The sequence below is a fragment of the Erwinia sp. S38 genome (assembly GCF_016624545.1).
Lineage (GTDB): Bacteria > Pseudomonadota > Gammaproteobacteria > Enterobacterales > Enterobacteriaceae > Erwinia > Erwinia coffeiphila.
In genome coordinates this window covers 400,317-422,123 of record NZ_JACVTS010000002.1, presented here as the reverse complement: position 1 = coordinate 422,123, position 21,807 = coordinate 400,317, and the positions used below count along the sequence as shown (strand labels likewise).

Here is a 21,807-nt window from a genome sequence, read left to right as displayed (position 1 = left end):
GTGAATGTGGATTCCTGAACCCTGATGCAGGGTTATTGGCCTGCTGATTACAGGGAATTAACAGCCAGTTTAATTTTTATCGATAAATAATCTTTCATGCCACTCTGCAAATAAATCCCGGATAAATAGCATGGTCACATCAATACGCGGGACGCGCCGAATATCGCTGTGGGTAATCAGATAAATATCCTGAATGAGCCGCTCTTTGCCGACCGGAATCAATTGACCCGCAAGAAAATCGGGCAGCGCCGTTAATCCTGCACCGGCCATCGCGGCTTCGGCATGCCCCTGCAGCGTTGAAGCGGTAAAAGGAGAATGCGCGGATGGCAGCTGGCCCAGAAGCCACTGCGGCAGCGGCATATCCTGGAGCGTATCATCCCAGCCAATCACCTGATGGTCTGCACCCTGTGCCGTTATTTCTGTCGGGTGCCCGGCCAGATAGGCGGCGCTGGCATACAGGCGGGTGGTCATCTGGCCGATACGTGAGACGATAAACTGGCCGTGCTGCGGCCGGGAAAGGCGAATGGCAATATCCGCCTCCCGCCGGGTGAGGTTAGCAATCCGCATGCTGGTCGCCAGCTCTATGCGCAGTTGTGGATAGCGGCGCTGGAAATCGGGCAGCGCGGGGATCAGCAGATGGTTGGCAAAATTCTCCGGCAGTGCAATACGCACCGTGCCTGATACTTCCTGCGCGAAGCTGGAACTCTGCCTGAATGCGTCGTTCATTGCGGATTCGGCACGCTCTGCATGGATCAGTATGGCTTGTGCGGCTTCGGTAAGGACATAGCCCTGCGGGCTGCGCTGAAACAGTACGGTGCCGAGATCCTGTTCCAGCTGCTCGATGTGCCGGGCCACGGAGGAAGGGGCGATGTGCAGCACCTGTGCGGCCGCCGTCAGCGTACCCAGGCGTGCCAGCGCAAGAAAAACGGGAATTTCCTTCCAGCCTGCCATTTTCGAATTTTCGAAATTCATCATCGTTTTTTGCCCGTACATTTACCAATTTTGCAAAGATACACTCTCTGTACACGGAATGACAACAGGGGATACGACGATGAATTATCAACAAATCGGCTGGAAGGAATTAACCGCCATTGATGGCCCTCGCGGCGAGCAGACGGTCAGCAGGGTCAGTGAAACCTCAGCGATCATTGCGGAAACGCTGATTGAACATGCTTTTGGTACGGTGTTTGCCGCCTCTACGCTTTCGCGTCGGGATCGGGAACTGGTGACTCTGGGGATGCTCGGCGCGATTGGGGGAGCGGAGCCGCAGCTGCGCATTCACCTTGAGGCAGCGCTGCGCGTGGGGGCCGATCCTGACGAACTGATTGCCCTGGCGGAACATGCCTCGGTGTATGTCGGCTATCCTCGCGCGCTGAACCTGCTGAACGCCACGCGCACGGTGTTAACCGAAATGGACCGCTTTCAGCCGCTGACCGCCGGTAAATTTACGCTGGACGATCACCAGACCCGACTTTATGACAGCGGCGGCGACCGACCCGTTCTGGTACTGGTTCATGCCCTGGGTCTGGACTGGCGGATGTGGCGGGAGGTCATTCCACTCCTTACCGAGCGTTTCCGGGTGGTTGCCTACGATCTGCGGGGCTTCGGTGCGGCGGCGGCGGCACCTGTCGCGAACGGTCTGCAGGATTATGCGCGGGATCTGGCCGCCGTTCTGGATCGGCTTGGCATCCGCCAGGCGCATATCGCCGGTTTGTCGCTGGGCGGCTCGATTGCCCAACAGCTGGCCTTAATGACACCGGAACGCTTCCTGACGCTGACTATTATCGCTGCCACCGCCTGGGCGTTTGACGCTTTCCGCCAGCGTGCCGGCGCAGCAGAAGAGCAGGGGATGGATGCCCAGGTGGCACCCAGCCTGACGCGCTGGTTCCGCCCGGACGATTTAGCGGTAAATAGCTGGGCAGTGCGTTATGCCCGGGACTGCGTTCAGCGCGCCTTTGTGGCCGACTGGAATGCGGGCTGGCTGGCGCTGGCCGCTATTGAAACCGGCACCCGGCTCGCGGAAATTGCTGTGCCTGCACATATCATTGCCGGGGAGCGGGATGCCTCCACGCCGTCCGAGTTGATGCAGGGGATGCTGGCAATCCCCGGAGCCAGCATGGAGGTTATCGCCGATGCACCGCATATGATCGCGCTCACCCACCCGGAAGCGCTGGCACAGGCGATTCTGCGCGGTACGGCAAAAGGCAGATAACGGCGGATGAAACCTTTGCCACCGTATCTGCGCGGGATCAGCCGTGAGGATAGCGTTGAAACGCGGGTTGTGTTTCAAAACGTGCGTTGACCCGCTGAATGTACGGGAATTCAGCGGCTGCGACCACCGCAGGGATCATCTGCTGAATAAAGGTCCAGACCACCGTGCTGCTGATGGCCACCTGATCGGCTTTTTCACCGAGCTGACGTTTTTCAAGTGCACAATCCCATTCCCGGCAGGCGGCCAGCAGCTGCCGGGTCACCCGTTCAATCCACGGCTGATGCTGTTTCTCCGACGGGCGAAGATGATGCTCATACACATGCTGCACGGCTTTCTCGCTGGCCGCCAGGATCAACCCGAGCAGCCGTAAGTCCTCTGCCAGAGCCTGCGGTCGCTGCGGCAGCAGTTTGTGCGAGGCGTCGGCAACCGTTTCAAAATAGTGAAGAATCAGCGTGGAATCCATCAGCGCGGTGCCGTCGTCGAGCACCAGGGTTGGCGCTTTCACCACCGGGTTCTGCTGCGAAAATTCCTCAAAGGTGCTGAATACCGAAAGCGTCTGGCTTTCAAATTCAATGTCGTACAGCGCCAGTGAAACGGCGACGCGCCGCACATATGGGGAATCCATCATACCAATCAGTTTCATTACCGCTCCGGGTTTACACATTCGCTAAGACCCCTAACTTACCGTAAATTTTTCCGGGCGATAATCAGCGCTTTCTAACGGCTTTGGTCAGTTTTGGTTACATCCAGGCGGCGGGGTAGTCGCCGATAACCTGTTGAAAATTTGGGGTGCATGATAAGTTAACCCGTATTGCCGGATCATCATTCAGGAGTTGCCGATGTCAGGTTTTCCCCCCATTGCCAGTTTGCGCAGCCTGGAAGCCGTTGCCCGTTTGGGCAGCGTGACCCGGGCAGCAAAAGAGCTTTGCGTGACGCATTCGGCCATCAGCCAGCAGATCAAACAGCTCGAGGAGCTGATCGGCGTGAGGCTGTTTATCCGTCACGGTCGTGGATTACAGATCAATGAGGCAGGGCGGCTGTATGCACTGCATATTCGCGATGCGCTGAGCCGCATCAGTGATGCCACCCGCTTGGTGCAGGTGAATCCGCGAAAATCCGAACTGACCATCGCCACCGTGCCGTCATTTGGCAACCACTGGCTCACGCCAAGGCTACAGCGTTTTCGCCAGCTGCACCCGCATATCACTCTGCGCCTGACGGTCAGCCTGGCCGTTAACGATCTCGCTGAGCATCCCAGTGATATTGTTATTCGTATGGGCAACGGCGACTGGCAGGGCGTGGAGTGCCGGTATCTTTTTGGCGACGAACTGATTGTGGTGGCTTCACCGACATTTAACGGCGGACGGCTGCCCGCCACGCCGGAAGACGTGGCGGAAAGTCAGATTATTTTCTCGTCGGAGTCATGGAAAACATGGTGCAGCAGTGCCGGGCTGGGGGCTGAAATCCTGCCTGCGGGGTTGTGCATTAATGACTCCAATCTGGTACTGGAGGCGGTAAGGCGCGGGCAGGGCATTGCGCTGGAGAGGCGCACGCTGGTGCAGGATGCACTGCTGCGTGGTGAACTGGTCCAGCTGACCCGTTTTCGTGGCGATTACCCCTGGTCATACTGGCGGGTTACGCCGCTGCACGCTGAGAAACCGGCGGAAGTGGCGCTGTTCAATGCCTGGCTGGATGAGGAAGTGGCCGCGTGGCAGCTTCAGCAGCAACAGCTCCCGGCGCAATGTCAGCAAGATCCGTCAGGCTGACCGCCCGCTGGCTGTGGAATAGTGGTTGCTCAAGGAGAATGTGATGCCAGACGATAAAATTGAAGAGTATCGCCGCCGCTTTGACGGTGTGTTTGCCTATATTGAGCGCCATCTTGACGATGTGCTGCTGCTTGCAAAGCTGAGTGCGGTGGCGCATTTTTCGCCGTATCACTTTCACCGGCAGTTCGCCGCCTGCTGTGGGGTGACGCCGTGGCGATATATTCAGCTGATGCGGCTGAAGCATGCTTCGTACCGGCTGGCATTCAACTCTGCGGAAAAAATCACTGATATCGCGCTGGATGCGGGCTTCCAGCATTCGGAGTCGTTCAGCCGGGCATTTAAGCAGATGTTTGGCATGACCCCGAGTGAATTTCGCCTGCAGCCTGCCTGGGTAACCTGGCACCAGCGTATGCCACAGCTAAATCTGAGACGGAGAGAGAAAATGCCCGTTGAAATTAAAACATTTCCGGCAACGCAGATCGCTATGCTGACCCATCGCGGGCAGCACGAGCGGATTAACGAAACGGCGGCGCGCTTTATTGCCTGGCGTAAAACTACCGGATTGTCGCCGGTGCTCACCAGCCAGACGTTCGGCATTGCGCCGGACGATCCGGCCACCACCGATCCAGAGGTATTTCAGTTTCATATCTGCGGATCGGTAACTGAGCCGATTCCGGAAGATAATTCATTTGGTGTGGTGAACGGCACGATCCCCGGCGGTCGCTGCGCGGTGCTGCGCCACTGTGGATCGCACGATGCATTAACCGAGCTGGCACAGCAGCTGTATCGCGACTGGCTGCCCGCCAGCGGCGAAGAGCTGCGCGATTTTCCGCTGTACATGCACTATATGAATTTTGTGCATGAGGTGCCGGAGCATGAGCTGGTGACGGATATTTATCTGCCGCTGAAGACGTTGTAGTAAGGGTAAGGTGCGCAGGATTTAATTCGATGCTGATGCTGATGCTGATGCTGATGCTGATGCTGATGCTGATGCTGATGCTTGCCGCAGCATCGAATCTGCCTGGCGGGTAAGTGAAGAATGCCCCGCCTGCTTAACGCGGCGGGGCACTGCTTATCAGTTAAAACGCCGGGCAACAGAGGCCACGCGCTCACCGAATTTCACTGCGGTTTCCAGATCGCCGGAGGCAATCTTATCCGCGCCCGCGTCTGAAGGCGACTGCACCAGCAGGCCCACGGAGCCGCCGAGGTTGTTCACGTCTTCGCGCGTTGAGGCCAGGGTATTGGCCGGAGGGAAGCCGAGGCTGACCCAGATCCCGCCGTGCTGCGATGCCAGCGTTTGCAGGTACTGCAGGGAGACCTGCTTGTCGCCGTTCAGGCTGGCGCTGTTGCTGAAGCCGGCGAAAATCTTATCCTGCCAGCCGCGGGTGAACCAGATTTTGGATGAAGCATCGGCGAACTTTTTGAACTGCCACGGCACGCTGCCCATATAGGTTGGTGCGCCAAAGATGATCGCTTTGGCCTCGTTCAGTTTCTGCCAGTCGCTCTCCTGGATATCGCCATTCTGGTCAACGGCAATCAGTTCAGCCTGTGCGCCCTCGGCCACTTTCTCTGCCACCAGTTTGGTGTGTCCGTAGCCGGAAAAATAAACCACTGCGATACTCATGATAGATCCCCTTGATTAACAATCGTTATTCGGTCCGGCCCGTGAGCGTTTAAGCCCCGGCCAGAAACCTCATCCACAACACTTTCTGAATTCAGCGCGTTCGCGTATGGCTTTGCTATTTCTTGCGCCTTAGTATCCAATAGAAACCACGTGCAAGTTATACCAGCGTTGTTTACAGCGCGGAAGAAGGCACCTTATCGCCACTACGTTTCCAAAAGGAAACCGGCATTAGAGGAATAAGCATATGAATAAAGAGCATTTAGACTGGAATGTGTACAGCAATCAGTGCCCGACTCGTGAGGTGCTGGCCAGGCTGGCGGACAAATGGGCGCTGCTGATTCTGGGCCGGCTGGAAAGTGGCCCGGTACGTTTTAACAACCTGCGCCGCGACGTGCAGGGCATTTCACAGAAGGTATTAACCCAGACGTTGCGCAAGCTGGAGCGCGACGGCCTGATCGCCCGCCAGGTTTTTGCTACCGTGCCGGTTACGGTGGAATACAGCATCACCCCGCTGGGCCAGACGCTGACTAAAACCGTTTCGGTACTGATGCACTGGGCGGAAAAGAATATGAATGCGGTACTGGCGGCGCAGGCGGCTTATGATGCGGCGAATGTGGGTTGAAGGTAGTGAGCAAACTGGCGAGGCACAAGGGTACGCTTGTTGATAAGAAAATTTTGGCATTGGTTGTAAGTAAAGAACTGGTGGAGATTTGCCATGACGACGAAAAGTAAATTTAAAAGCCCGGCATTCGAAGCAATTCACAGTGCAGCAGCAGGATTATTCAGTGTGGATGCTATTCCTGCTGAAACAATGCGCAACAACCGTTTGGGCTAGCCGCGTCCGTTGCTAACCCATATCGGATTCTCTTCCCTGATTACAGTGGCGTCACGCTGTCCACTTCATGCTGGAAAACGTAGGGATCGGACAGCAGTTCAAAGGCTTCATCGTCCGGGTAGGTGACGGCGACGTGGTAGTCTTCACCGGCAAAGGCTTTCACCGCAGCAAGATCCTGCCAGTATGTCGCCAGGAAAAAATGTTCCCAGTCTGCCTGAGTTTCCCGGCGCACCAGCGCTCCGCGGTTCCCCGGCACGCTTTTTGAGTGTTCCACGCCGGTTTCCTCAAGGTGCTGAGCAAAACCCTCAGCGTGTTTCAGCGGCACACAGCCGTGCCATGTCCTGACTATCATCAGCATTACCTTTCCTGGTCAAATAATCTAACCATACTATCGTAAAAAACAGGATTGTGTAGGGGCGAAAACGGGGCCTGCAGGAGACCCCTTTGAAGAAAATGGCTGAAGAGTTCATAGGTTTAAGGCGTGCGAATCGTTAACGTTGCGCTACGACAACGCTGCTGTCGCTGAATTTTAGCGCCCGACCCGGGCCGCCAGTGCAGCAGGATAGCGTTCGCCGGTGATTTTCACCGTTTCCAGCGCCTGTGCGATCTGGCTCAGATCGCGCTGATTGAGAACGACATCCACCGCCGCCAGGTTTTCATCCAGACGGTGCAGCTTCGTCGTCCCCGGGATGGGCACAATCCACGGCTTCTGCGCCAGCAGCCATGCCAGCGCGATCTGCGCAGGCGTGACGCCTTTTTCTGCCGCGATGCCGGCCAGCAGAACCCGCAGCTGTTCATTCGCTTCCAGCGCGTCGGCGGCAAAGCGCGGAACCTTACTGCGGAAATCGTCATCGCCAAAGGTGGTTCCTGCTTTAATTGCCCCGGTCAGGAAGCCTTTGCCCAGCGGGCTGAACGGAACAAACCCGATGCCCAGCTCTTCCAGCAGCGGCAGGATTTCCTGCTCGGGTTCACGCCACCACAGGGAGTACTCGCTTTGCAGCGCGGCGACCGGCTGCACGGCATGCGCGCGGCGAATGGTCTGCGCACCGGCTTCCGACAGGCCGAAGTGCTTCACCTTGCCTTCGGCAATCAGATCCTTCACCACCCCGGCAACGTCTTCAATCGGCACATCCGGATCGACGCGGTGCTGATAGAGCAGGTCGATAACCTCGGTATTCAGCCGACGCAACGATCCTTCCACCGCCTTGCGGATGTGTTCCGGGCGGCTGTTTAAGATCTGCTGTTTATTGTCATCACCGAAGGTAAAGCCGAATTTGGTGGCGATGACCACCCGGTCGCGCAACGGTTTTAACGCCTCGCCAACGACTTCCTCGTTGAGATACGGGCCGTACACTTCCGCGGTATCAAAGAAGGTGACACCGCGTTCTACGGCGGCGCGGATCAGTTCGATGGCCTGACGGGTATCCGTTGCGGGGCCGTAGCCGTGGCTCAGGCCCATACAGCCCAGGCCCAGAGCAGAGACTTCCAGTCCGGAATGACCAAGATAACGTTTTTGCATCACGTAACTCCTTATTTGTCAGGATGTTAAACATCAAGTTTACGGCCGGTCAGCCATTCAATTCTCGCCGGGTCGCGGTGTGAGAAGAACGCGCTGGTGGCGGTATCCAGCGCGGTAATTTGCTGCATATCCTGCGGGCTGAGCGTGAAGTCGAGGATGTTCATGTTCTCTGCCATCCGCGCCCGTTGTACGGTCTTGGCCAGCGAGACGATGTCACGCTGGAAAATCCAGCGCAGCACAACCTGGCCCACGCTTTTACCGTACTGCTCACCGATGGCGGTTAACAGTGGATGCTGGAACAGGCCGTTTCGGCCTTCGGCAAAGGGTGCCCAGGCTTCAGGCTGGATCTCACGGCTCAGCATCCACGGCACCGGGTGCAGCTGCTGGTTGAAAGGGTTAACTTCAATCTGATTAACGGCGGGAACGACCGTGTTAAAAGCGATGAGATCGGCAAGACGGTCCGGATGAAAATTGCTGACGCCGATCGCCCGGATTTTCCCGGCCTGATACAGTTCCTGCATCGCTCGCCAGGCACAGTGGACGTCGCCATACGGCTGATGAATCAGATAGAGGTCAACATAGTCCAACTGTAGCCTATTCAGCGAGCGTTCAAACTGGGCTTTCGCGCCGTCATAGCTGGCATCCTGCAGCCACAGTTTGGTGGTGATGAACAGCTCGCTGCGCGCGATGCCGCTTTGTTTAAGCGCATTCCCGACCTGGGTTTCATTCTGGTAGGACGCGGCGGTATCGATAAGGCGATAGCCGACATCAAGCGCATCAATCACGGCGCGCTCGCATTCGGCGGGGTCCGTCATCTGGAATACGCCAAAGCCCAGCAGGGGCATTTCAATGCCGTTGTTAAGTGTTACCGAGTGCATCACGATTTCCCTCAGCGGTGGTCAGAGTGGAAAGCATAACCCGGAGTGATTGATGTGATTAGCGGGGTAAATTCGCTAAGGTTTATGATTTAAATTCATAAATAATTGCTCGGCTCGGCTTAGCTCAGCCTTGCTCAGGCAGCTCAGCTTCGCACCGCCTCCAGCCAGCCGTTGACCGTTTCGGTGGTCCTCCTTTCCTGGTCACACTCCATGACCAGCGGCTTATCCCGGCGAGCCGCTGGCGCAAGCGCGGCAAGCACGTCCTCGCTGTCGCCCAGTCCGAAGCCGCCGTGGGTGATAAAGGGGATCAGCAGCTTACCCGCCAGGCTGTGGCTGGCGAGAAAGGTTTGCACCACCGGCGGGATGCTGGTGCCCCAGATGGGAAAGCCTAAATAAACCGTCTGGTAGCGATCGATATCCGCGATGCTGTTTTTTAATGCGGGTCTGATGCCGTTTTCGCGCTGATTTTTCGCCTGTTCAACCGTCTGAAAATAGTCTGCGGGGTAAGGGGCGGCGGGTTCGATTTCAAACAGGTCCGTCTTCAGCTGTCGGTGAATTACCCCGGCAATCACCCGCGTGTTGCCGCTGCGTGAAAAGTACGCTACCAGGCTACGGCTGTTGTTGCGAACCGCATTGGGGCCGGGAGCCGCCGCTGACAGCGGAACATTTGCCAGCGTCAGTCCGGCCATGGCGGAGAGCAGCATGCGGCGAGTGGGATCGGGTTTATCATGCATGTCGGGCTTCCTCTGGCTGGCTTATCCGGGATGAAATCGGCCCGGCACACGCGGTGGCGGCCGGTATGTGTCGGAGAGTTGCCATCAGAGTAGCTCAGTGTCGGGATAAGATAATGGCGTCAGGCAGGCAGGGGTTATGAAACGGATTCATAGATGATTAGCCCTCTTTCCGCTGAAGCATCGCCATTAGCGGCGTGACCGAAATGCCGTGTACCAGCACGCTGGCGGTGACAATGGTCAGGGCGATGTCGATGACCCGGGTGGCATCCGCGCCCTGCATACCGTGGACCCAGGCGTAAGCGATATAGTTCAGGCTGCCGATGCCGCGAATGCCCAGCCAGCCAAGACTGGCGCGATGCAGCAGCGTGGTGCCGGAACGCCAGGTGACAATAAATACGGCCAGCGGACGGATCACCATAAAGATCAGCAGCGCCAGCAGCAGGGCGGGCGCATTCCAGTGGCCGGAGAGCGTTACGCCCAGCACAATGATCAGCCCGGCGGCCAGCAGCCGCTCTACGGTATCGCCAAAGGAGAGCGCATCGCCGATCACCAGGCCGACTGATTTAATCGGCGTGCGCTCCTCAATGCCGTGGCGCGTGTGCGGGTTAATCTGCATCTCTGCCGGAAAATCGTGAATATCTTCCTCTCTGTCAGCGTGCCTTTTCTGCACGCTGATTTCAGCGCTGCGTAGCCCGATACCTGCGGCAAAAGCAGCCAGAAAGCCCGATGCACTGAGAGACATCGCCAGGGAAAAGCTCAGGCAGATCAGCGCCAGTGCAACGAAATCACTGGGTGCCATATCCCCCTGCGCATGGCGGGAACGGGTGGCGATCAGGCCAATAATTCGGCCCAGTGCAAAACCAATCAGCAGTCCACCCGCCAGCGCCCAGACCAGATCCACACTCAGCCAGGTTAACCACTCCTCCGTGCCGGGCGTTTCGCCGGCGTGATACCAGATCAATGCCAGCATCAGAAAGGGTAGCGCCGTGCCGTCATTCAGGCCCGCTTCGCTGGAAAGTGCGATGCGTAAACGGTCACCGTCGCGCGCATCGTTAATCGAAACCAGGCTTGCCAACACCGGATCGGTCGGCGCCAGAATAGCAGCCAGCGCCAGTGACAGCGGCCAGGATAGCCCCGTCAGATAGTGGGCGGCAATCATAATACCGGCGATGGTCAGTAACATGCCGGGCAGGGCCAGCATGATGCCCGTTCTCCAGTAGGGCGAGGTGAGCGGCAGGCGGATTTTCAGGCCGGTAATAAACAGCGATGCCGCCATGGCTATCTCAGTTATCCGACTGGTAAGCGAGGCGTGTTCCACGATATCGAGATTGACGGTATCCAGCCCCCAGGGGCCGCAGCCGATGCCCACCAGCAGATAAAGCCCGAATACCGGGATCGGCGCGCGGCTGATCCAGCCATATGACAGCGACATTAAAAGTAACAGGCCGCCCGCAGCTGCCGTCCACGCCAGATATCCCATACCTCTCCACTTCAGAATAAAAATTTCATTCTTAGGTATAGTTGTTCAGATAGCAGTTTTCCAGGCGCAGAGGGCCGCCGCAGCCCTCAAAGACGGGCCGACGTTACGTTGCTGAGTTGAAAAATCTCTGGTGCAGCGACCTATTCCTGCACCCCACCAAAGGTGGAAATCACCCGCTCGATATGCAGTTTCATCGCCTGCCTGGCGGCTTTCGCATTGCGTTTTTCCAGTGCGTTCAGAATGGCAAGATGCTCATGCTCTGAAACGTTGGGCATATCGCTCGGCGTGAAGTGCGCCTGCAACATGCGGAACATGCTGCCGTAGCGGTGCCCAAGCAGGTGGCCAATGATAAATCCATAAGCGGGATTGCCGCTGGCCTGGGCGATGCGGATATGGAATAACCTATCGCCGGGATGGGTGTGTGAATTCGCCCGGTTATCTTCACAGTTTTGTTTATAGGCTGCGCGGATCGCCTCCAGCTCGGCATCGCTGGCGTGCAGCGCGGCCAGCGCGGCGGCTTCCGGCTCAATCAGCAGGCGGGCCTGTAACAGCGAGAAGGGCGGCAGCTCGGTGGAGAAGTCCAGATTAATCCCCAGCTCGTCGTCCGGTTCGTGCCACTGATCGCGTCCGGCTTCGGCCATCACCGGCTCCGCATTGCTGCGCCGTGCCTTGACGATCACGCCGTTGCCAACCTTCACATCGACCAGGCCGATCACCTCAAGTGCAATCAGCGCCTCGCGCACCGATGCCCGACTGACCTGTAGCTGTTCGGCCAGTTCTCGCTCGGCGGGGAGGCGGCTGCCGGGCGGAAATTCGTTATTGTCGATCAGCTTGATTAATTGATCGGCTATCTGCCTGTAAAGTCTTGGGTTTTCCATCTTTTTTATCGGCATATCGCGCTTACCTGAAAATTAAATTTAAGTGACTGCGTGCACAAAAAAGCAACATCACACTTGCCAATGTTACATAAATGTCAATAAAAAGTAATTCTTCTGCGGCCATCTCGGTACTTTTACGCTCCTCAATGTGAGGGAAAAGTTCACCTTTAATGGCCTGACCATTAGATCATTATACCAAAGGAGTTGCAATGAACTTACAGGGGAAACGCGTGCTGATCACCGCCGCCGGGCAGGGGATTGGGCTGGCTACCGCTCGCCACTTCGCCGAACTCGGAGCCGAGGTGATCGCCAGCGATATTCAGCTTTCAGCGCTGCACGATCTGCCGGGCATTACGCCCTATCAGCTGGACGTGACCGACCGACAGGCAATTGCCCGGGCGGCAGAAGAAATTGGCACGCTGGACGTGCTGTTCAACTGCGCGGGCGTGGTGCACAGCGGCAGCCTGCTGGCGTGCAGCGAGAAGGAGTGGCAGTTCGCCCTGGATCTCAACGTGACCGCCATGTTCCACATGATTCAGGCATTTTTGCCGGCCATGCTGGCGCAGAAAAAAGGGTCGATTATCAACATGTCGTCGGTGGCTTCCAGCGTGAAGGGCGTGGCTAACCGGTTCGCCTACAGCACCACCAAGGCGGCGGTGATCGGCCTGACGCGCTCGGTAGCGGCGGATTTTATCGGCGACGGCATCCGCTGTAACGCCATCTGCCCCGGCACCGTCGATTCGCCTTCGCTGCGCCAGCGTATTGCCACGCAGGCCCAGGCCGAAGGGAAAAGCGAAGAGGAAGTCTATCGCGCCTTCGTGGCCCGTCAGCCCATTGGCCGCATCGGCACTGCCGAAGAGATCGCCGCGCTGGCCGCCTATCTGGCCTCTGACGCCAGCGCTTACACCACCGGCACCGCACAGATTATCGATGGCGGCTGGAGCAATTAATTAAGGAGCACGGCATGAAATTAGTTCGTATTGGTGAACCTGGCCAGGAGCGTCCGGCTATCGTTGATGAAACCGGCGCGCTGCGCGATATCTCCGGCTATGTCGACGATATTGCCGGGGAGGTTCTGCTGCCGCAGTCGCTGGAAAAGCTGCGTCATCTGCCCGTTCATACCCTGCCGAAAATTGACGGCACCCCGCGAATTGGGGCCTGCGTGGGCCGCATCGGTAAGTTCATCTGCATCGGCCTGAACTACGCCGATCACGCGGCGGAAACCGGGGCAGCGATTCCCGCCGAGCCGGTGGTGTTCAGCAAGTGGACCAGCTCGGTGGTCGGGCCGAACGATGCAGTGCGCATTCCACGCGGCTCGGTAAAAACCGACTGGGAAGTCGAGCTGGGCGTGGTGATCGGCAAGGGCGGCAGCTACATCAGCGAGGACGATGCCCTGGATCACGTTGCGGGCTACTGCGTGATTAACGATATCTCCGAACGGGAATACCAGCTTGAACGCGGCGGCACCTGGGACAAAGGCAAAGGATGCGACACCTTCGGCCCGATCGGCCCGTGGCTGGTCACCGCCGATGAAATTGCCGATCCGCAGCAGCTTAATCTCTGGCTGGAAGTGGACGGCCATCGCTATCAGAACGGCAACACGCGCACGATGATCTTCACCGTGGCGCAGATTATCAGCTATCTCAGCCGCTTTATGAGCCTGCAGCCGGGTGACGTGATTTCCACCGGCACGCCGCCGGGCGTCGGGCTGGGTCAGACCCCGCCGGTTTATTTACGTGCGGGCCAGACCATGCGTCTGGGTATCGAAGGGCTGGGTGAACAGCGTCAAACCACCGTTGGAGAATCACTGTGACTACATTAACCGCCCTGCGCGTTGAAGATATCCGTTTCCCGACTTCGCAGCATCTCGACGGCTCGGACGCGATGAACCCGGACCCGGACTACTCCGCCGCCTATGTGATTATCGAAACCGATAACCCGGCGCTGAGCGGCCACGGACTGACTTTCACCATCGGGCGCGGCAACGAGATTTGCTGTGCGGCGATCCGCGCCATGCAGCATCTGCTGGTGGGGCGGCGACTGGCGGATATCACCGCCGACATGGGGCAGTTCTGGCGGGAGATCACCGGCGACAGTCAGCTGCGCTGGATCGGCCCGGATAAGGGCGCGATGCATCTGGCGACCGGCGCGGTGGTCAATGCCGTGTGGGATCTGTGGGCCAAGTCGGCAGGCAAACCGCTGTGGCGGCTGGTGGCCGATATGTCACCGCAGGAGCTGGTGCGCTGCATCGATTTCCGCTATCTGACCGACTGCATCACTCCAGCCGAGGCGCTGGATCTGCTGGCCACTCGTGAGGCCGGGAAAGCGCAGCGCATCGCCGATCTGCAGGTAAACGGTTATCCCTGCTACACCACCTCGGCGGGCTGGCTGGGCTACGACGACGACAAGCTGCGTCGTCTGTGCCAGGAAGCGGTGGATGCGGGCTTTTCGCATATCAAACTCAAGGTGGGCCGCGACCTGGCCGACGACAAGCGCCGCGTGGCGATTGCCCGCGACGTGCTCGGCCCGCACCGCCAGCTGATGATCGATGCCAATCAGGTGTGGGAGGTCAACGACGCGGTGGACTGGGTGAAGGAGCTGGCGTTTGCCGAGCCATGGTTTATCGAAGAGCCAACCAGCCCCGACGACGTGGAGGGCCATCGCCGAATCCGCGAAGGGGTACATCCGATTAAGGTCGCCACCGGCGAAATGTGCCAAAACCGCATTCTTTTTAAGCAGTTCATTATGCGTGAAGCCATCGATGTGGTGCAGATCGATGCCTGCCGCCTCGGGGGCGTCAATGAGGTGCTGGCGGTGATGCTGATGGCGGCAAAATACGGCCTGCCTGTTTGCCCGCACGCAGGCGGCGTTGGGCTGTGTGAATACGTTCAGCACCTGTCGATGATTGATTTCGTCTGCATCGCCGGGACGCACGAAGGGCGGGTGATCGAGTTTGTCGACCATCTTCACGAGCACTTCCTGCATCCGTGCGACATTCGCGGTGCGGCCTATATGCCGCCGACGGCACCCGGTTTCTCCATCGAAATGTATCCCGCCTCGCTGGCGCAGTACCGCTTTCAGGGCGAGGGAGCATAACGGTGCGTATTGATGCCCATCAGCACTACTGGCGCTATCTGGCGGCGGATTTTCCGTGGATTGACGAGCAGATGGTGCAGCTGCGACAGGACTTTTTGCCGGTTGATCTGACGCCGCTGCTGGTGGGGCGGGATTTTGACGGCGCGATTACCGTTCAGGCGCGGCAAAGCCTGGACGAGACGGCGCAGCTGTTGCAGTGGGCGGAGTCGCGCGGCAAGGCGGATGCGGTGGTTGGCTGGGTGGATATCACCGCCGCCGATCTGGCCCGTCAGCTGGAAACGCTGCGCCACCCGCGCCTGCGCGGCTTCCGGCACCTGGTGCAGGATGAACCGGACCCGGCCCGCTGGCTGCATCAGCCTGCGGTCGCTGCCGGGATGAGTGAGCTACAGCGGCAGGGCTACGCCTGGGACATGCTGGTGACCTGGCGGCATCTGCCGGAGTTAACCGCATTTGCCGCGCGGCACGATGCGGGCTGGCTGGTGCTGGATCATCTGGGGAAACCCGATATCGCGCGTGGCGCAACGGCCTGGGGCGAGCAGGTCGCCGAGCTGGCAGCGATGCCGCACGTGGTCTGCAAGCTGTCCGGGCTGGTGACGGAAGCCCCCGAGGGGCGGTGGAGTGCGGCACAGCTGCGCCCGTTTGTTGAGGAAGCGCTGGCGCGGTTTGGCCCGCAGCGCCTGATGTTCGGCTCCGACTGGCCTGTGTGCCTGCTGGCGGCGAACTACGACGAGGTCAGCCAGCTGCTGGAGGACGCAACAGACGCCCTCACGGCGGATGAGCAGGCGCAGATTTGGGGAACAACCGCGGCCAGCGTGTATGGCCTGACAGGAGGCGAAAGTGGATCTGTTTTTAAAAGATAAAGTGGTGATTGTCACCGGCGGTGGCTCCGGGATCGGGGCGGCGATATCAAAACTGCTGGCGGAGGAAGGGGCGATCCCGGTGATTGTCACCAACCGCATGCCGGACGAGATCTGGCTGGCGGATGTGCGGCGCTTGCAGCCCGCGGTGGAAACGGTGATCGCCGATCTTTGTGATGAAGAGAACTGCCGCACGGCGGTTGAACAGGTGATGAAGCGCTTTGGCCGGGTGGATGCGCTGGTGAATAACGCCGGGGTAAACGACGGCGTCGGGCTGGAGGCCGGGCGGGCAGCGTTTGTTTCCTCGCTGGAGAAAAACCTGCTTCATTACTACCAGATGACCCATTTCTGCCAGCGGGCGCTGGAAAACAGCCGGGGTGCGGTGGTGAATATCGCCTCAAAAACCGCGCTGAGCGGGCAGGGCGGCACCAGCGGCTACTGTGCGGCGAAGGGAGCGATCCTGTCGCTGACTCGAGAATGGGCGGTGTCCCTGCGTGAAAGCGGCGTGCGGGTGAATGCGGTGGTTCCGGCCGAGGTGATGACCCCGCTGTATGAACAGTGGATCGCCAGCTTTGACGATCCCACGACCCAGCTGGAGAAAATCAATGAACGCATTCCGCTCGGCAAGCGCATGACTACCCCGGAAGAAATTGCCAACACCGTGGTATTCCTGCTGTCGCCGCGCGCCTCGCACACCACCGGCGAGTGGCTGAGCGTGGACGGCGGCTATCTGCATCTTGACCGGGCGCTGCTGTGAGCGGCCGGACGCAGCGGTTCTGTCAGGCGCTGGACCTGGTAGACAGCGAAGAAAAAATCGCCGAATACCAGCGACTGCATCAGCGCATCTGGCCGGAGGTGGCGGCGCATATCCGGCAGCACGGCGTGGTCGATATGGAGATTTATCGCCTCGGCACCCGGCTTTTTATGATTCTGGAGGTGGACGAACGCTTTGACGGAGAACGTTTTAATCAGGCAGCGCTGAACAACCCGATCATTCAGCGCTGGGAAGAACAGATGTGGCAATACCAGAAGCCCACCCCGTGGACCGCCAGCGGCGAAAAATGGGTGGCGATGGCGCGAATATTCTCTTTGCAGGACCAATAAAAAACTCTTACCACCCTACAAGTACGCTATGAGGATATAACTATGTCTACAGAACGAATCCGGATGTCATCAAGCATCGGGAGCGGCGGGAGCGTCAGTGTACGCTGGGCGTTTATGCTGATCACCACGCTGTTTTTTATGTGGGGCGTGTCATACGGCCTGCTTGACGTCCTGAACAAGCATTTCCAGGAAACGCTGCACGTGACCAAAGCGCAGTCCGGCCTGTTACAGGGGGCCTACTTTGGTGCTTACTTCCTGGTGGCAATGCCGGCGGGCTACTTTATGAGCCGCCGGGGCTACAAAGCCGGTATTCTGGCCGGTTTGATGCTGTACGCCGTCGGCGCGCTGCTGTTTGTGCCTGCGGCGATGGTGAATAACTTTATGATGTTCCTGTTTGCGCTGTTCGTACTGGCCTGTGGGCTGGGCTGCCTGGAGACGGCGGCGAACCCTTACGCCACCGTGCTGGGTGACCCGAATGGCGCGGAACGCCGCCTTAACCTGGCGCAGTCGTTTAACGGCCTGGGCCAGTTTGTCGGGCCGATGATCGGCGGCACGCTGTTCTTCTCGCAGACCACGGCGGATGAAGCGCAGGATACGGTGAAAATGACCTATGTGGCGATTGCCTGCGTGGTGATCGGCATCGCCTTCCTGTTCAAGCGCACCGCGCTGCCGGATATCCGCGAGTCGGAAGAAGCGGCGGCGCAGCACGGTAATACTTCACTGTGGCAGCAGAAGCACTTTGTTGGCGGCGTGGTCGCGCAGTTCTTCTACGTGGCGGCGCAGGTTGGCGTCGGGGCTTTCTTTATCAACTATGCCACTGAGCACTGGCACGGCGTGACCAACCAGAGTGCATCCTACATGCTCTCGGTGGCGATGATCTGCTTTATGCTGGGCCGCTTCTTCTCCACCTGGCTGATGGGCCGCGTGGCACCGGCGCTGATCCTCGCCAGCTATGCGGCAATCAATATCGTGCTCTGCGGCGTGGTGATGCTTGGTCTGGGCGATGTCTCGGTGGTGGCGCTGGTGGCGATCTTCTTCTTTATGTCCACCATGTTCCCGACCATTTTCGCCATGGGGGTGAAAAACCTCGGTAACGCCACCAAACAGGCCAGCTCGTTTATGATTATGGCCATCGTCGGCGGGGCGATCATGCCTTACTTTATGGGGCTGATTTCCGACAAGCTCAGCACCGCTGTCTCATACGGTCTGCCGCTGCTGTGCTTCGTGGTGGTGCTGTTCTATGCCTTAAGCCAGCGCCGGAACGCGGCTTAAGCACGCGGGATCATGAAGAAGATGCGGAGTTATCTGCCAGCCACGGGCGCGGCAGGCTCCGCGGGGCTGTCTGTTTCAGAAGGATTTTGAAGCGGGCAGTCACCCGGCGGTTTACGCTGGCTTCGGCATCTGCCATGCTGACGGCGAAAATGGACAGATCGCCAGGAAGCTGCCGCGTGATTGATTTTAAAGACTATATTGCACAAACCGATTCGTTACGTACAGCTCTGCCCGATACAGCGGTGTTAAGCACTGGCCAGGTGGAAGGGCTGCACTTCCGGCTTTTCAGGCAGCGCGAAGAGCCTGAGGATGTGGTGGTGATTTATCATGGCGGCGGCGTAAGCGGCGATGCCGGCTACGACGTTATTGCCCGCCAGCTCTGCGCCGAAAGGCCTGTCGCGGCCTGCGTGGTCGATATTCGCGGGCACGGTTTTTCTACGGGTGAGCGCGGCACGGTCGCTCGACCTGACCGCATCTGGCAGGATGTTGATCTGCTGCTGGCCGAAATGCGCCGTCTTTTTCCCAACGCACGTCGTCATTTGCTGGGGCACTCCAGCGGAGCCGGCATGCTGCTGAACTTCCTCACGCGTTTTCCCTTCACCGAACGGGCGGACAGCCTGATTTTGCTGGCACCGGAGCTGGGGCCGTTTTCCGCCACGGCGAAGAAGACGTCAGCACCGTTTGCCCGCGTGCGGCAGTGGCCGTTTGTGGTCAATGCGCTTAGCGGTGGCAGGCTGATGGGGCAGTCGCAGGGCGTCAGCCTGCTGTTCCCTGCGGCGGTGCCTGAACCACCTGCGGGTCTGGTCCGCCACTACAGCGTTAATATGGCGAATGCCCTGACGCCGCGCCATCCGGGCAAGCAGCTGGCTGCATTACCGATTGCCACACTGATACTGGCCGCCGAGGAAGATGAGATTATCTGCTGCCGCGCGCTGGGTGAATTAGTCGCCCGATCCGGAAATGCCTGGCTGGCGTTTCAGACGATTGATCGGGCATCGCATCTGGGCTGCGTGTTTGTTGCTTATCGCTTCATTCATGATTTTGTCACTGGGTGCAAATCGCGCCGTTGAAGGCACAACGCCGGGTTAACTGCTGCCGGCGGAGCGATCGGCGCAGAGCGCAATCAGCATCCCGACCAGTGCCGCGCCGCTCAGCCCGCGGAATACTTCCTGCCAGGCGGCAATCTCCGGCTGCGTGCCGAGCAGCACTGCGATGACCGCCAGCGTTATCGCCCCGGCAATATACTGGCTGGTGACGATCAGCGCGCTGGCGCGGCCCTGTTGCGGTTCGGAGACGGCCGCCAGCCCGACGGCAAACATCGCCGGATAAATCAGCCCGTGCCCCAGCCCGCTGAGCACAATCCCGCTAATAAACGAAGGCGAAAGTGGATCGGTCAGATTAACGGCCAGCAGCCACAGCCCCAGCCCGGCGGCGGCAAAGCCCACTATTAACAGACAGGAACCGGCAAAGCGGACGCTCAGCCTGCTGTACAACGCGTTGCCGAGCACGATCAGCAGCGCCAGCGGGGTAAACAGCAGCCCGGTGGTGACGGCATCAAGATGCTGGCTCTGCTGCCACAGCAGGGTCATGGCGAAAAACTGGCTGCCGACGCTGGCCATATAGCAGGCGCTGCTGAGCCATCCCGTTTGCAGACCGGGCAGAATCCGCAGCGATCGCGGCAGCAGCGGCTGTGCCGCATAGCGTTCGTGCAGAATAAACAGCAGGATCGCCGCCGCCGCCAGGCGATTGGCGAGGAAATCCGCCTCCCCGCTTTCCGCATAACGCATGAGTGCCCACACCAGCGTACCGGCCGCCGCGCAGCCGATAACCGCAGCGCTGCTATGGAGCAAGCGGAAGATCGGCCTGTGTATTTTTCCTGCTGAATGACCGCTTGAGGTGACGCCCGGCCCCATCTTTAAGTCCGACAGGCTTGTCTGCTTGCCAGCAGCCAGAAAATGTCGTTTGACCAGCCACAGCGCCAGCAGTCCCGGCGGCAGGTTGATAAAGAAAATCGCCCGCCAGCTCAATGCGGTCAGCGCACCACCGAGGATAACACCGGCAACCAGCCCGGATGCGCCGATAGCGCTCCAGATCGCCAGCGCGCGGCGATGAGACTCACCGCTAAAACGCTGAGCCATCAGCGCCAGCACCGTTGGTTGCAGCAGTGCGGCGGCGATCCCCTGACCACCGCGTGCGGCCAGTAACAGAACACCGCTCTGTGCCAGACCACCCAGCAGCGAGGCGAATAAAAACAGCCCCATGCCGGCGATAAACATCCGCCTGGCCCCCAGCCGATCGCAGAGTGCGCCACCGCTCAGCAGCAGGGCGGCAAACGTCAGGCCGTACAGTGATACCACCCACTGCATCTCGCTGGCTGAAAGATGAAGCCGCTGCGCCAGCGTGGGCAGGGCAACGTAAACAATGGCGTAATCCAGGGCGATCAGCGCCTGGGCGATGCCGGGTGCCAGCAGCGCGCGGTAAGGGAAATCCGTTCGGGCGCGGATAGAGTCGGGGTGTATATCGGTCATAAGCTGTTCCTGTTGAGTCTTTTGATGAATTTAATTCATCTTTTTCTGCGACAGATAACAGATTAATTCCTGTGTTATGGCACAATCAAAGTCATATTATTCAGCCATAAATGAGCTATTTTCAACTATGAAGTCACGCCGACTGCCACCGCTTACCGCCATCCGCGCTTTTGATGCCGTTGCCCGCCACGCCAGCTTTAAACTGGCGGCAGAGGAAATTGGCGTTACGCCAACCGCTATCAGCCATCAAATCCGCGTACTGGAGGAGTCGCTCGGCCAACGGCTGTTTATTCGCTCGGCGCGATCGGTCGCCGTGACTCCCGCCGGAGAGATCCTGTTTCGCGCCTCCGGCAACATCTTTGCTACTCTGCGCGAAGCCGTTGACACCCTTAGCGGGGCAGACCGATCGGCTGCGATGACGCTGAGCACCACCTCGAACTTTTTAACCAACTGGCTGGTGCCCCGCCTGCCGCAGCTGAACGCCGAGCTGCCGGAGCTGGAACTTCGTCTGCATAGCGGAACCGAGCTGATGGATGTACGCGGTGATAAAGCCGACTGTGCGATTCGCTATAGTATGCGTCCGGACGATACGCTGGATAACACGCTGCTGTATGAGGATCGTTTTGTGCTGATAGCCAGCCCGACGCTGGGTATTAAACAGCCGAAAGACCTGATCGGGCAGACGCTGTTTCATATTGAAAATCGACTGATACCCACCCACGAACCCAGCTGGCAGCATTGGAAGGACGCTTTTGGCCCCGACGAGTTGTTAGTGAAGTCCGGTCTTCATTTTGATGATGAGATGCATGCGATTCAGGCCGCGATCGCCGGACAGGGCGTGTTGCTGGCCAGTGAACTGCTGGTGCAGCACGCTTTGGCGCAGAAGCTGCTGCATATTGCACTACCGGGCAGTCTGCCTGGCGGGAAATACTACTTTGTGACCAGCCCCGGTAAGGCAGATCGTGAAGATATTGCGGCATTTAAACGCTGGTTGCGGCAGGCGTTTATGCGGGCTGCGCAGTGA

23 protein-coding genes and 1 pseudogene are annotated in these 21,807 nt (G+C 58.9%); 14 read left to right on the top strand and 10 right to left on the bottom strand.

Features of this window, described 5'->3' with window-relative positions; all coding sequences use genetic code 11:
• Positions 1–69: 69 nt before the first annotated feature.
• Positions 70–975, bottom strand: a complete 906-nt coding sequence (locus IBT46_RS04245) for a LysR family transcriptional regulator (protein ID WP_234479930.1) — start codon at positions 973–975, stop codon at positions 70–72.
• A gap of 76 nt (positions 976–1,051) precedes the next feature.
• On the opposite strand from IBT46_RS04245, the gene IBT46_RS04240 reads away from it, so the two are divergent.
• Entirely contained in the window at positions 1,052–2,212 is a 1,161-nt protein-coding gene (locus IBT46_RS04240) for an alpha/beta fold hydrolase (protein ID WP_200544274.1), read from the top strand.
• A gap of 37 nt (positions 2,213–2,249) precedes the next feature.
• On the opposite strand, the gene IBT46_RS04235 is transcribed toward IBT46_RS04240, so the two are convergent.
• Positions 2,250–2,855, bottom strand: coding sequence for a glutathione S-transferase family protein (locus tag IBT46_RS04235; RefSeq protein WP_200544272.1), 606 nt, complete (start codon positions 2,853–2,855; stop codon positions 2,250–2,252).
• 196 nt (positions 2,856–3,051) lie between these two features.
• On the opposite strand from IBT46_RS04235, the gene IBT46_RS04230 reads away from it, so the two are divergent.
• Positions 3,052–3,978 (top strand): LysR substrate-binding domain-containing protein, encoded by a 927-nt coding sequence (locus tag IBT46_RS04230; protein WP_200544270.1) that lies wholly within the window; start codon positions 3,052–3,054, stop codon positions 3,976–3,978.
• 43 nt (positions 3,979–4,021) lie between these two features.
• Positions 4,022–4,897 (top strand): GyrI-like domain-containing protein, encoded by an 876-nt coding sequence (locus IBT46_RS04225; RefSeq protein ID WP_200544268.1) that lies wholly within the window; start codon positions 4,022–4,024, stop codon positions 4,895–4,897.
• A gap of 156 nt (positions 4,898–5,053) precedes the next feature.
• Here IBT46_RS04225 and IBT46_RS04220 read toward each other — a convergent pair whose 3' ends face one another.
• Complete coding sequence (locus tag IBT46_RS04220) at positions 5,054–5,602, bottom strand: flavodoxin family protein (RefSeq protein ID WP_234479929.1); 549 nt, start codon at positions 5,600–5,602, stop codon at positions 5,054–5,056.
• 244 nt (positions 5,603–5,846) lie between these two features.
• On the opposite strand from IBT46_RS04220, the gene IBT46_RS04215 reads away from it, so the two are divergent.
• Both IBT46_RS04215 and IBT46_RS04210 read left to right on the top strand, forming a co-directional pair.
• Positions 5,847–6,224: a helix-turn-helix domain-containing protein gene (locus IBT46_RS04215; protein WP_200544266.1), complete on the top strand. Its 378-nt coding sequence runs from the start codon at positions 5,847–5,849 to the stop codon at positions 6,222–6,224.
• Positions 6,225–6,317: 93 nt separating this feature from the next.
• A pseudogene (locus IBT46_RS04210) lies at positions 6,318–6,422 on the top strand (transcriptional regulator); the annotation flags it as partial.
• 55 nt (positions 6,423–6,477) lie between these two features.
• On the opposite strand, the gene IBT46_RS04205 reads toward IBT46_RS04210, so the two are convergent.
• From IBT46_RS04205 to IBT46_RS04180, 6 genes are all read right to left on the bottom strand, one after another.
• Entirely contained in the window at positions 6,478–6,789 is a 312-nt protein-coding gene (locus IBT46_RS04205) for an antibiotic biosynthesis monooxygenase (protein ID WP_200544375.1), read from the bottom strand.
• A gap of 177 nt (positions 6,790–6,966) precedes the next feature.
• Positions 6,967–7,956 carry an aldo/keto reductase gene (locus IBT46_RS04200; protein WP_200544265.1) on the bottom strand — a complete coding sequence of 330 codons (990 nt, stop codon included), beginning with the start codon at positions 7,954–7,956 and terminating at the stop codon, positions 6,967–6,969.
• Positions 7,957–7,982: 26 nt separating this feature from the next.
• Positions 7,983–8,834, bottom strand: coding sequence for an aldo/keto reductase (locus tag IBT46_RS04195; protein WP_200544263.1), 852 nt, complete (start codon positions 8,832–8,834; stop codon positions 7,983–7,985).
• 143 nt (positions 8,835–8,977) lie between these two features.
• Positions 8,978–9,568 carry a flavodoxin gene (locus IBT46_RS04190; RefSeq protein WP_200544260.1) on the bottom strand — a complete coding sequence of 197 codons (591 nt, stop codon included), beginning with the start codon at positions 9,566–9,568 and terminating at the stop codon, positions 8,978–8,980.
• A 157-nt stretch (positions 9,569–9,725) separates the two neighbouring features.
• The gene (locus tag IBT46_RS04185; RefSeq protein WP_200544258.1) at positions 9,726–11,048 is read right to left on the bottom strand and encodes a sodium:proton antiporter; all 1,323 of its coding nucleotides are present in this window, start codon (positions 11,046–11,048) and stop codon (positions 9,726–9,728) included.
• A gap of 140 nt (positions 11,049–11,188) precedes the next feature.
• Positions 11,189–11,941 carry a FadR/GntR family transcriptional regulator gene (locus IBT46_RS04180; protein WP_200544256.1) on the bottom strand — a complete coding sequence of 251 codons (753 nt, stop codon included), beginning with the start codon at positions 11,939–11,941 and terminating at the stop codon, positions 11,189–11,191.
• A 194-nt stretch (positions 11,942–12,135) separates the two neighbouring features.
• Between IBT46_RS04180 and IBT46_RS04175 the strand changes: the two genes are divergently transcribed.
• The 8 genes from IBT46_RS04175 (at position 12,136) to IBT46_RS04140 (ending at position 19,325) form a co-directional block, all read left to right on the top strand.
• Complete coding sequence (locus IBT46_RS04175; RefSeq protein WP_200544254.1) at positions 12,136–12,876, top strand: SDR family oxidoreductase; 741 nt, start codon at positions 12,136–12,138, stop codon at positions 12,874–12,876.
• 14 nt (positions 12,877–12,890) lie between these two features.
• Positions 12,891–13,739, top strand: a complete 849-nt coding sequence (locus tag IBT46_RS04170) for a fumarylacetoacetate hydrolase family protein (protein ID WP_200544253.1) — start codon at positions 12,891–12,893, stop codon at positions 13,737–13,739.
• Entirely contained in the window at positions 13,736–15,022 is a 1,287-nt protein-coding gene (locus IBT46_RS04165) for an L-fuconate dehydratase (protein WP_200544251.1), read from the top strand. The genes IBT46_RS04170 and IBT46_RS04165 overlap by 4 nt, the downstream gene beginning before the upstream one ends.
• Before the next feature lie 2 nt (positions 15,023–15,024).
• On the top strand, positions 15,025–15,882 hold the full coding sequence (locus tag IBT46_RS04160; RefSeq protein ID WP_200544248.1) for an amidohydrolase family protein: 858 nt from the start codon (positions 15,025–15,027) through the stop codon (positions 15,880–15,882).
• Positions 15,860–16,636 carry an SDR family oxidoreductase gene (locus tag IBT46_RS04155; protein ID WP_200544246.1) on the top strand — a complete coding sequence of 259 codons (777 nt, stop codon included), beginning with the start codon at positions 15,860–15,862 and terminating at the stop codon, positions 16,634–16,636. The genes IBT46_RS04160 and IBT46_RS04155 overlap by 23 nt, the downstream gene beginning before the upstream one ends.
• Complete coding sequence (locus tag IBT46_RS04150; protein ID WP_200544244.1) at positions 16,633–16,983, top strand: L-rhamnose mutarotase; 351 nt, start codon at positions 16,633–16,635, stop codon at positions 16,981–16,983. Before IBT46_RS04155 ends, IBT46_RS04150 begins: the two co-directional genes overlap by 4 nt.
• Positions 16,984–17,025: 42 nt before the next feature.
• Positions 17,026–18,255: an L-fucose:H+ symporter permease gene (gene fucP, locus IBT46_RS04145; protein ID WP_200544241.1), complete on the top strand. Its 1,230-nt coding sequence runs from the start codon at positions 17,026–17,028 to the stop codon at positions 18,253–18,255.
• Positions 18,256–18,431: 176 nt separating this feature from the next.
• Entirely contained in the window at positions 18,432–19,325 is an 894-nt protein-coding gene (locus IBT46_RS04140; protein WP_370569383.1) for an alpha/beta hydrolase, read from the top strand.
• A 15-nt stretch (positions 19,326–19,340) separates the two neighbouring features.
• Here IBT46_RS04140 and IBT46_RS04135 read toward each other — a convergent pair whose 3' ends face one another.
• Complete coding sequence (locus tag IBT46_RS04135; RefSeq protein WP_200544239.1) at positions 19,341–20,783, bottom strand: MFS transporter; 1,443 nt, start codon at positions 20,781–20,783, stop codon at positions 19,341–19,343.
• A gap of 127 nt (positions 20,784–20,910) precedes the next feature.
• On the opposite strand from IBT46_RS04135, the gene IBT46_RS04130 reads away from it, so the two are divergent.
• Positions 20,911–21,807, top strand: coding sequence for a LysR substrate-binding domain-containing protein (locus IBT46_RS04130; RefSeq protein WP_200544237.1), 897 nt, complete (start codon positions 20,911–20,913; stop codon positions 21,805–21,807).

Excerpts from the sequence above, each read along its gene's own strand:
- IBT46_RS04130 (WP_200544237.1), top strand. The coding sequence starts at position 20,911 with ATGAAGTCACGCCGACTGCCACCGCTTACCGCCATCCGCGCTTTTGAT.
- IBT46_RS04135 (WP_200544239.1), bottom strand. The coding sequence starts at position 20,783 with ATGACCGATATACACCCCGACTCTATCCGCGCCCGAACGGATTTCCCT.
- IBT46_RS04200 (WP_200544265.1), bottom strand. The coding sequence starts at position 7,956 with ATGCAAAAACGTTATCTTGGTCATTCCGGACTGGAAGTCTCTGCTCTG.
- fucP (WP_200544241.1), top strand. The coding sequence starts at position 17,026 with ATGTCTACAGAACGAATCCGGATGTCATCAAGCATCGGGAGCGGCGGG.
- IBT46_RS04225 (WP_200544268.1), top strand. The coding sequence starts at position 4,022 with ATGCCAGACGATAAAATTGAAGAGTATCGCCGCCGCTTTGACGGTGTG.
- IBT46_RS04195 (WP_200544263.1), bottom strand. The coding sequence starts at position 8,834 with ATGCACTCGGTAACACTTAACAACGGCATTGAAATGCCCCTGCTGGGC.
- IBT46_RS04240 (WP_200544274.1), top strand. The coding sequence starts at position 1,052 with ATGAATTATCAACAAATCGGCTGGAAGGAATTAACCGCCATTGATGGC.
- IBT46_RS04170 (WP_200544253.1), top strand. The coding sequence starts at position 12,891 with ATGAAATTAGTTCGTATTGGTGAACCTGGCCAGGAGCGTCCGGCTATC.
- IBT46_RS04185 (WP_200544258.1), bottom strand. The coding sequence starts at position 11,048 with ATGGGATATCTGGCGTGGACGGCAGCTGCGGGCGGCCTGTTACTTTTA.
- IBT46_RS04190 (WP_200544260.1), bottom strand. The coding sequence starts at position 9,568 with ATGCATGATAAACCCGATCCCACTCGCCGCATGCTGCTCTCCGCCATG.
- IBT46_RS04230 (WP_200544270.1), top strand. The coding sequence starts at position 3,052 with ATGTCAGGTTTTCCCCCCATTGCCAGTTTGCGCAGCCTGGAAGCCGTT.
- IBT46_RS04180 (WP_200544256.1), bottom strand. The coding sequence starts at position 11,941 with ATGCCGATAAAAAAGATGGAAAACCCAAGACTTTACAGGCAGATAGCC.
- IBT46_RS04175 (WP_200544254.1), top strand. The coding sequence starts at position 12,136 with ATGAACTTACAGGGGAAACGCGTGCTGATCACCGCCGCCGGGCAGGGG.
- IBT46_RS04245 (WP_234479930.1), bottom strand. The coding sequence starts at position 975 with ATGATGAATTTCGAAAATTCGAAAATGGCAGGCTGGAAGGAAATTCCC.
- IBT46_RS04205 (WP_200544375.1), bottom strand. The coding sequence starts at position 6,789 with ATGATAGTCAGGACATGGCACGGCTGTGTGCCGCTGAAACACGCTGAG.
- IBT46_RS04220 (WP_234479929.1), bottom strand. The coding sequence starts at position 5,602 with ATGAGTATCGCAGTGGTTTATTTTTCCGGCTACGGACACACCAAACTG.
- IBT46_RS04215 (WP_200544266.1), top strand. The coding sequence starts at position 5,847 with ATGAATAAAGAGCATTTAGACTGGAATGTGTACAGCAATCAGTGCCCG.
- IBT46_RS04235 (WP_200544272.1), bottom strand. The coding sequence starts at position 2,855 with ATGAAACTGATTGGTATGATGGATTCCCCATATGTGCGGCGCGTCGCC.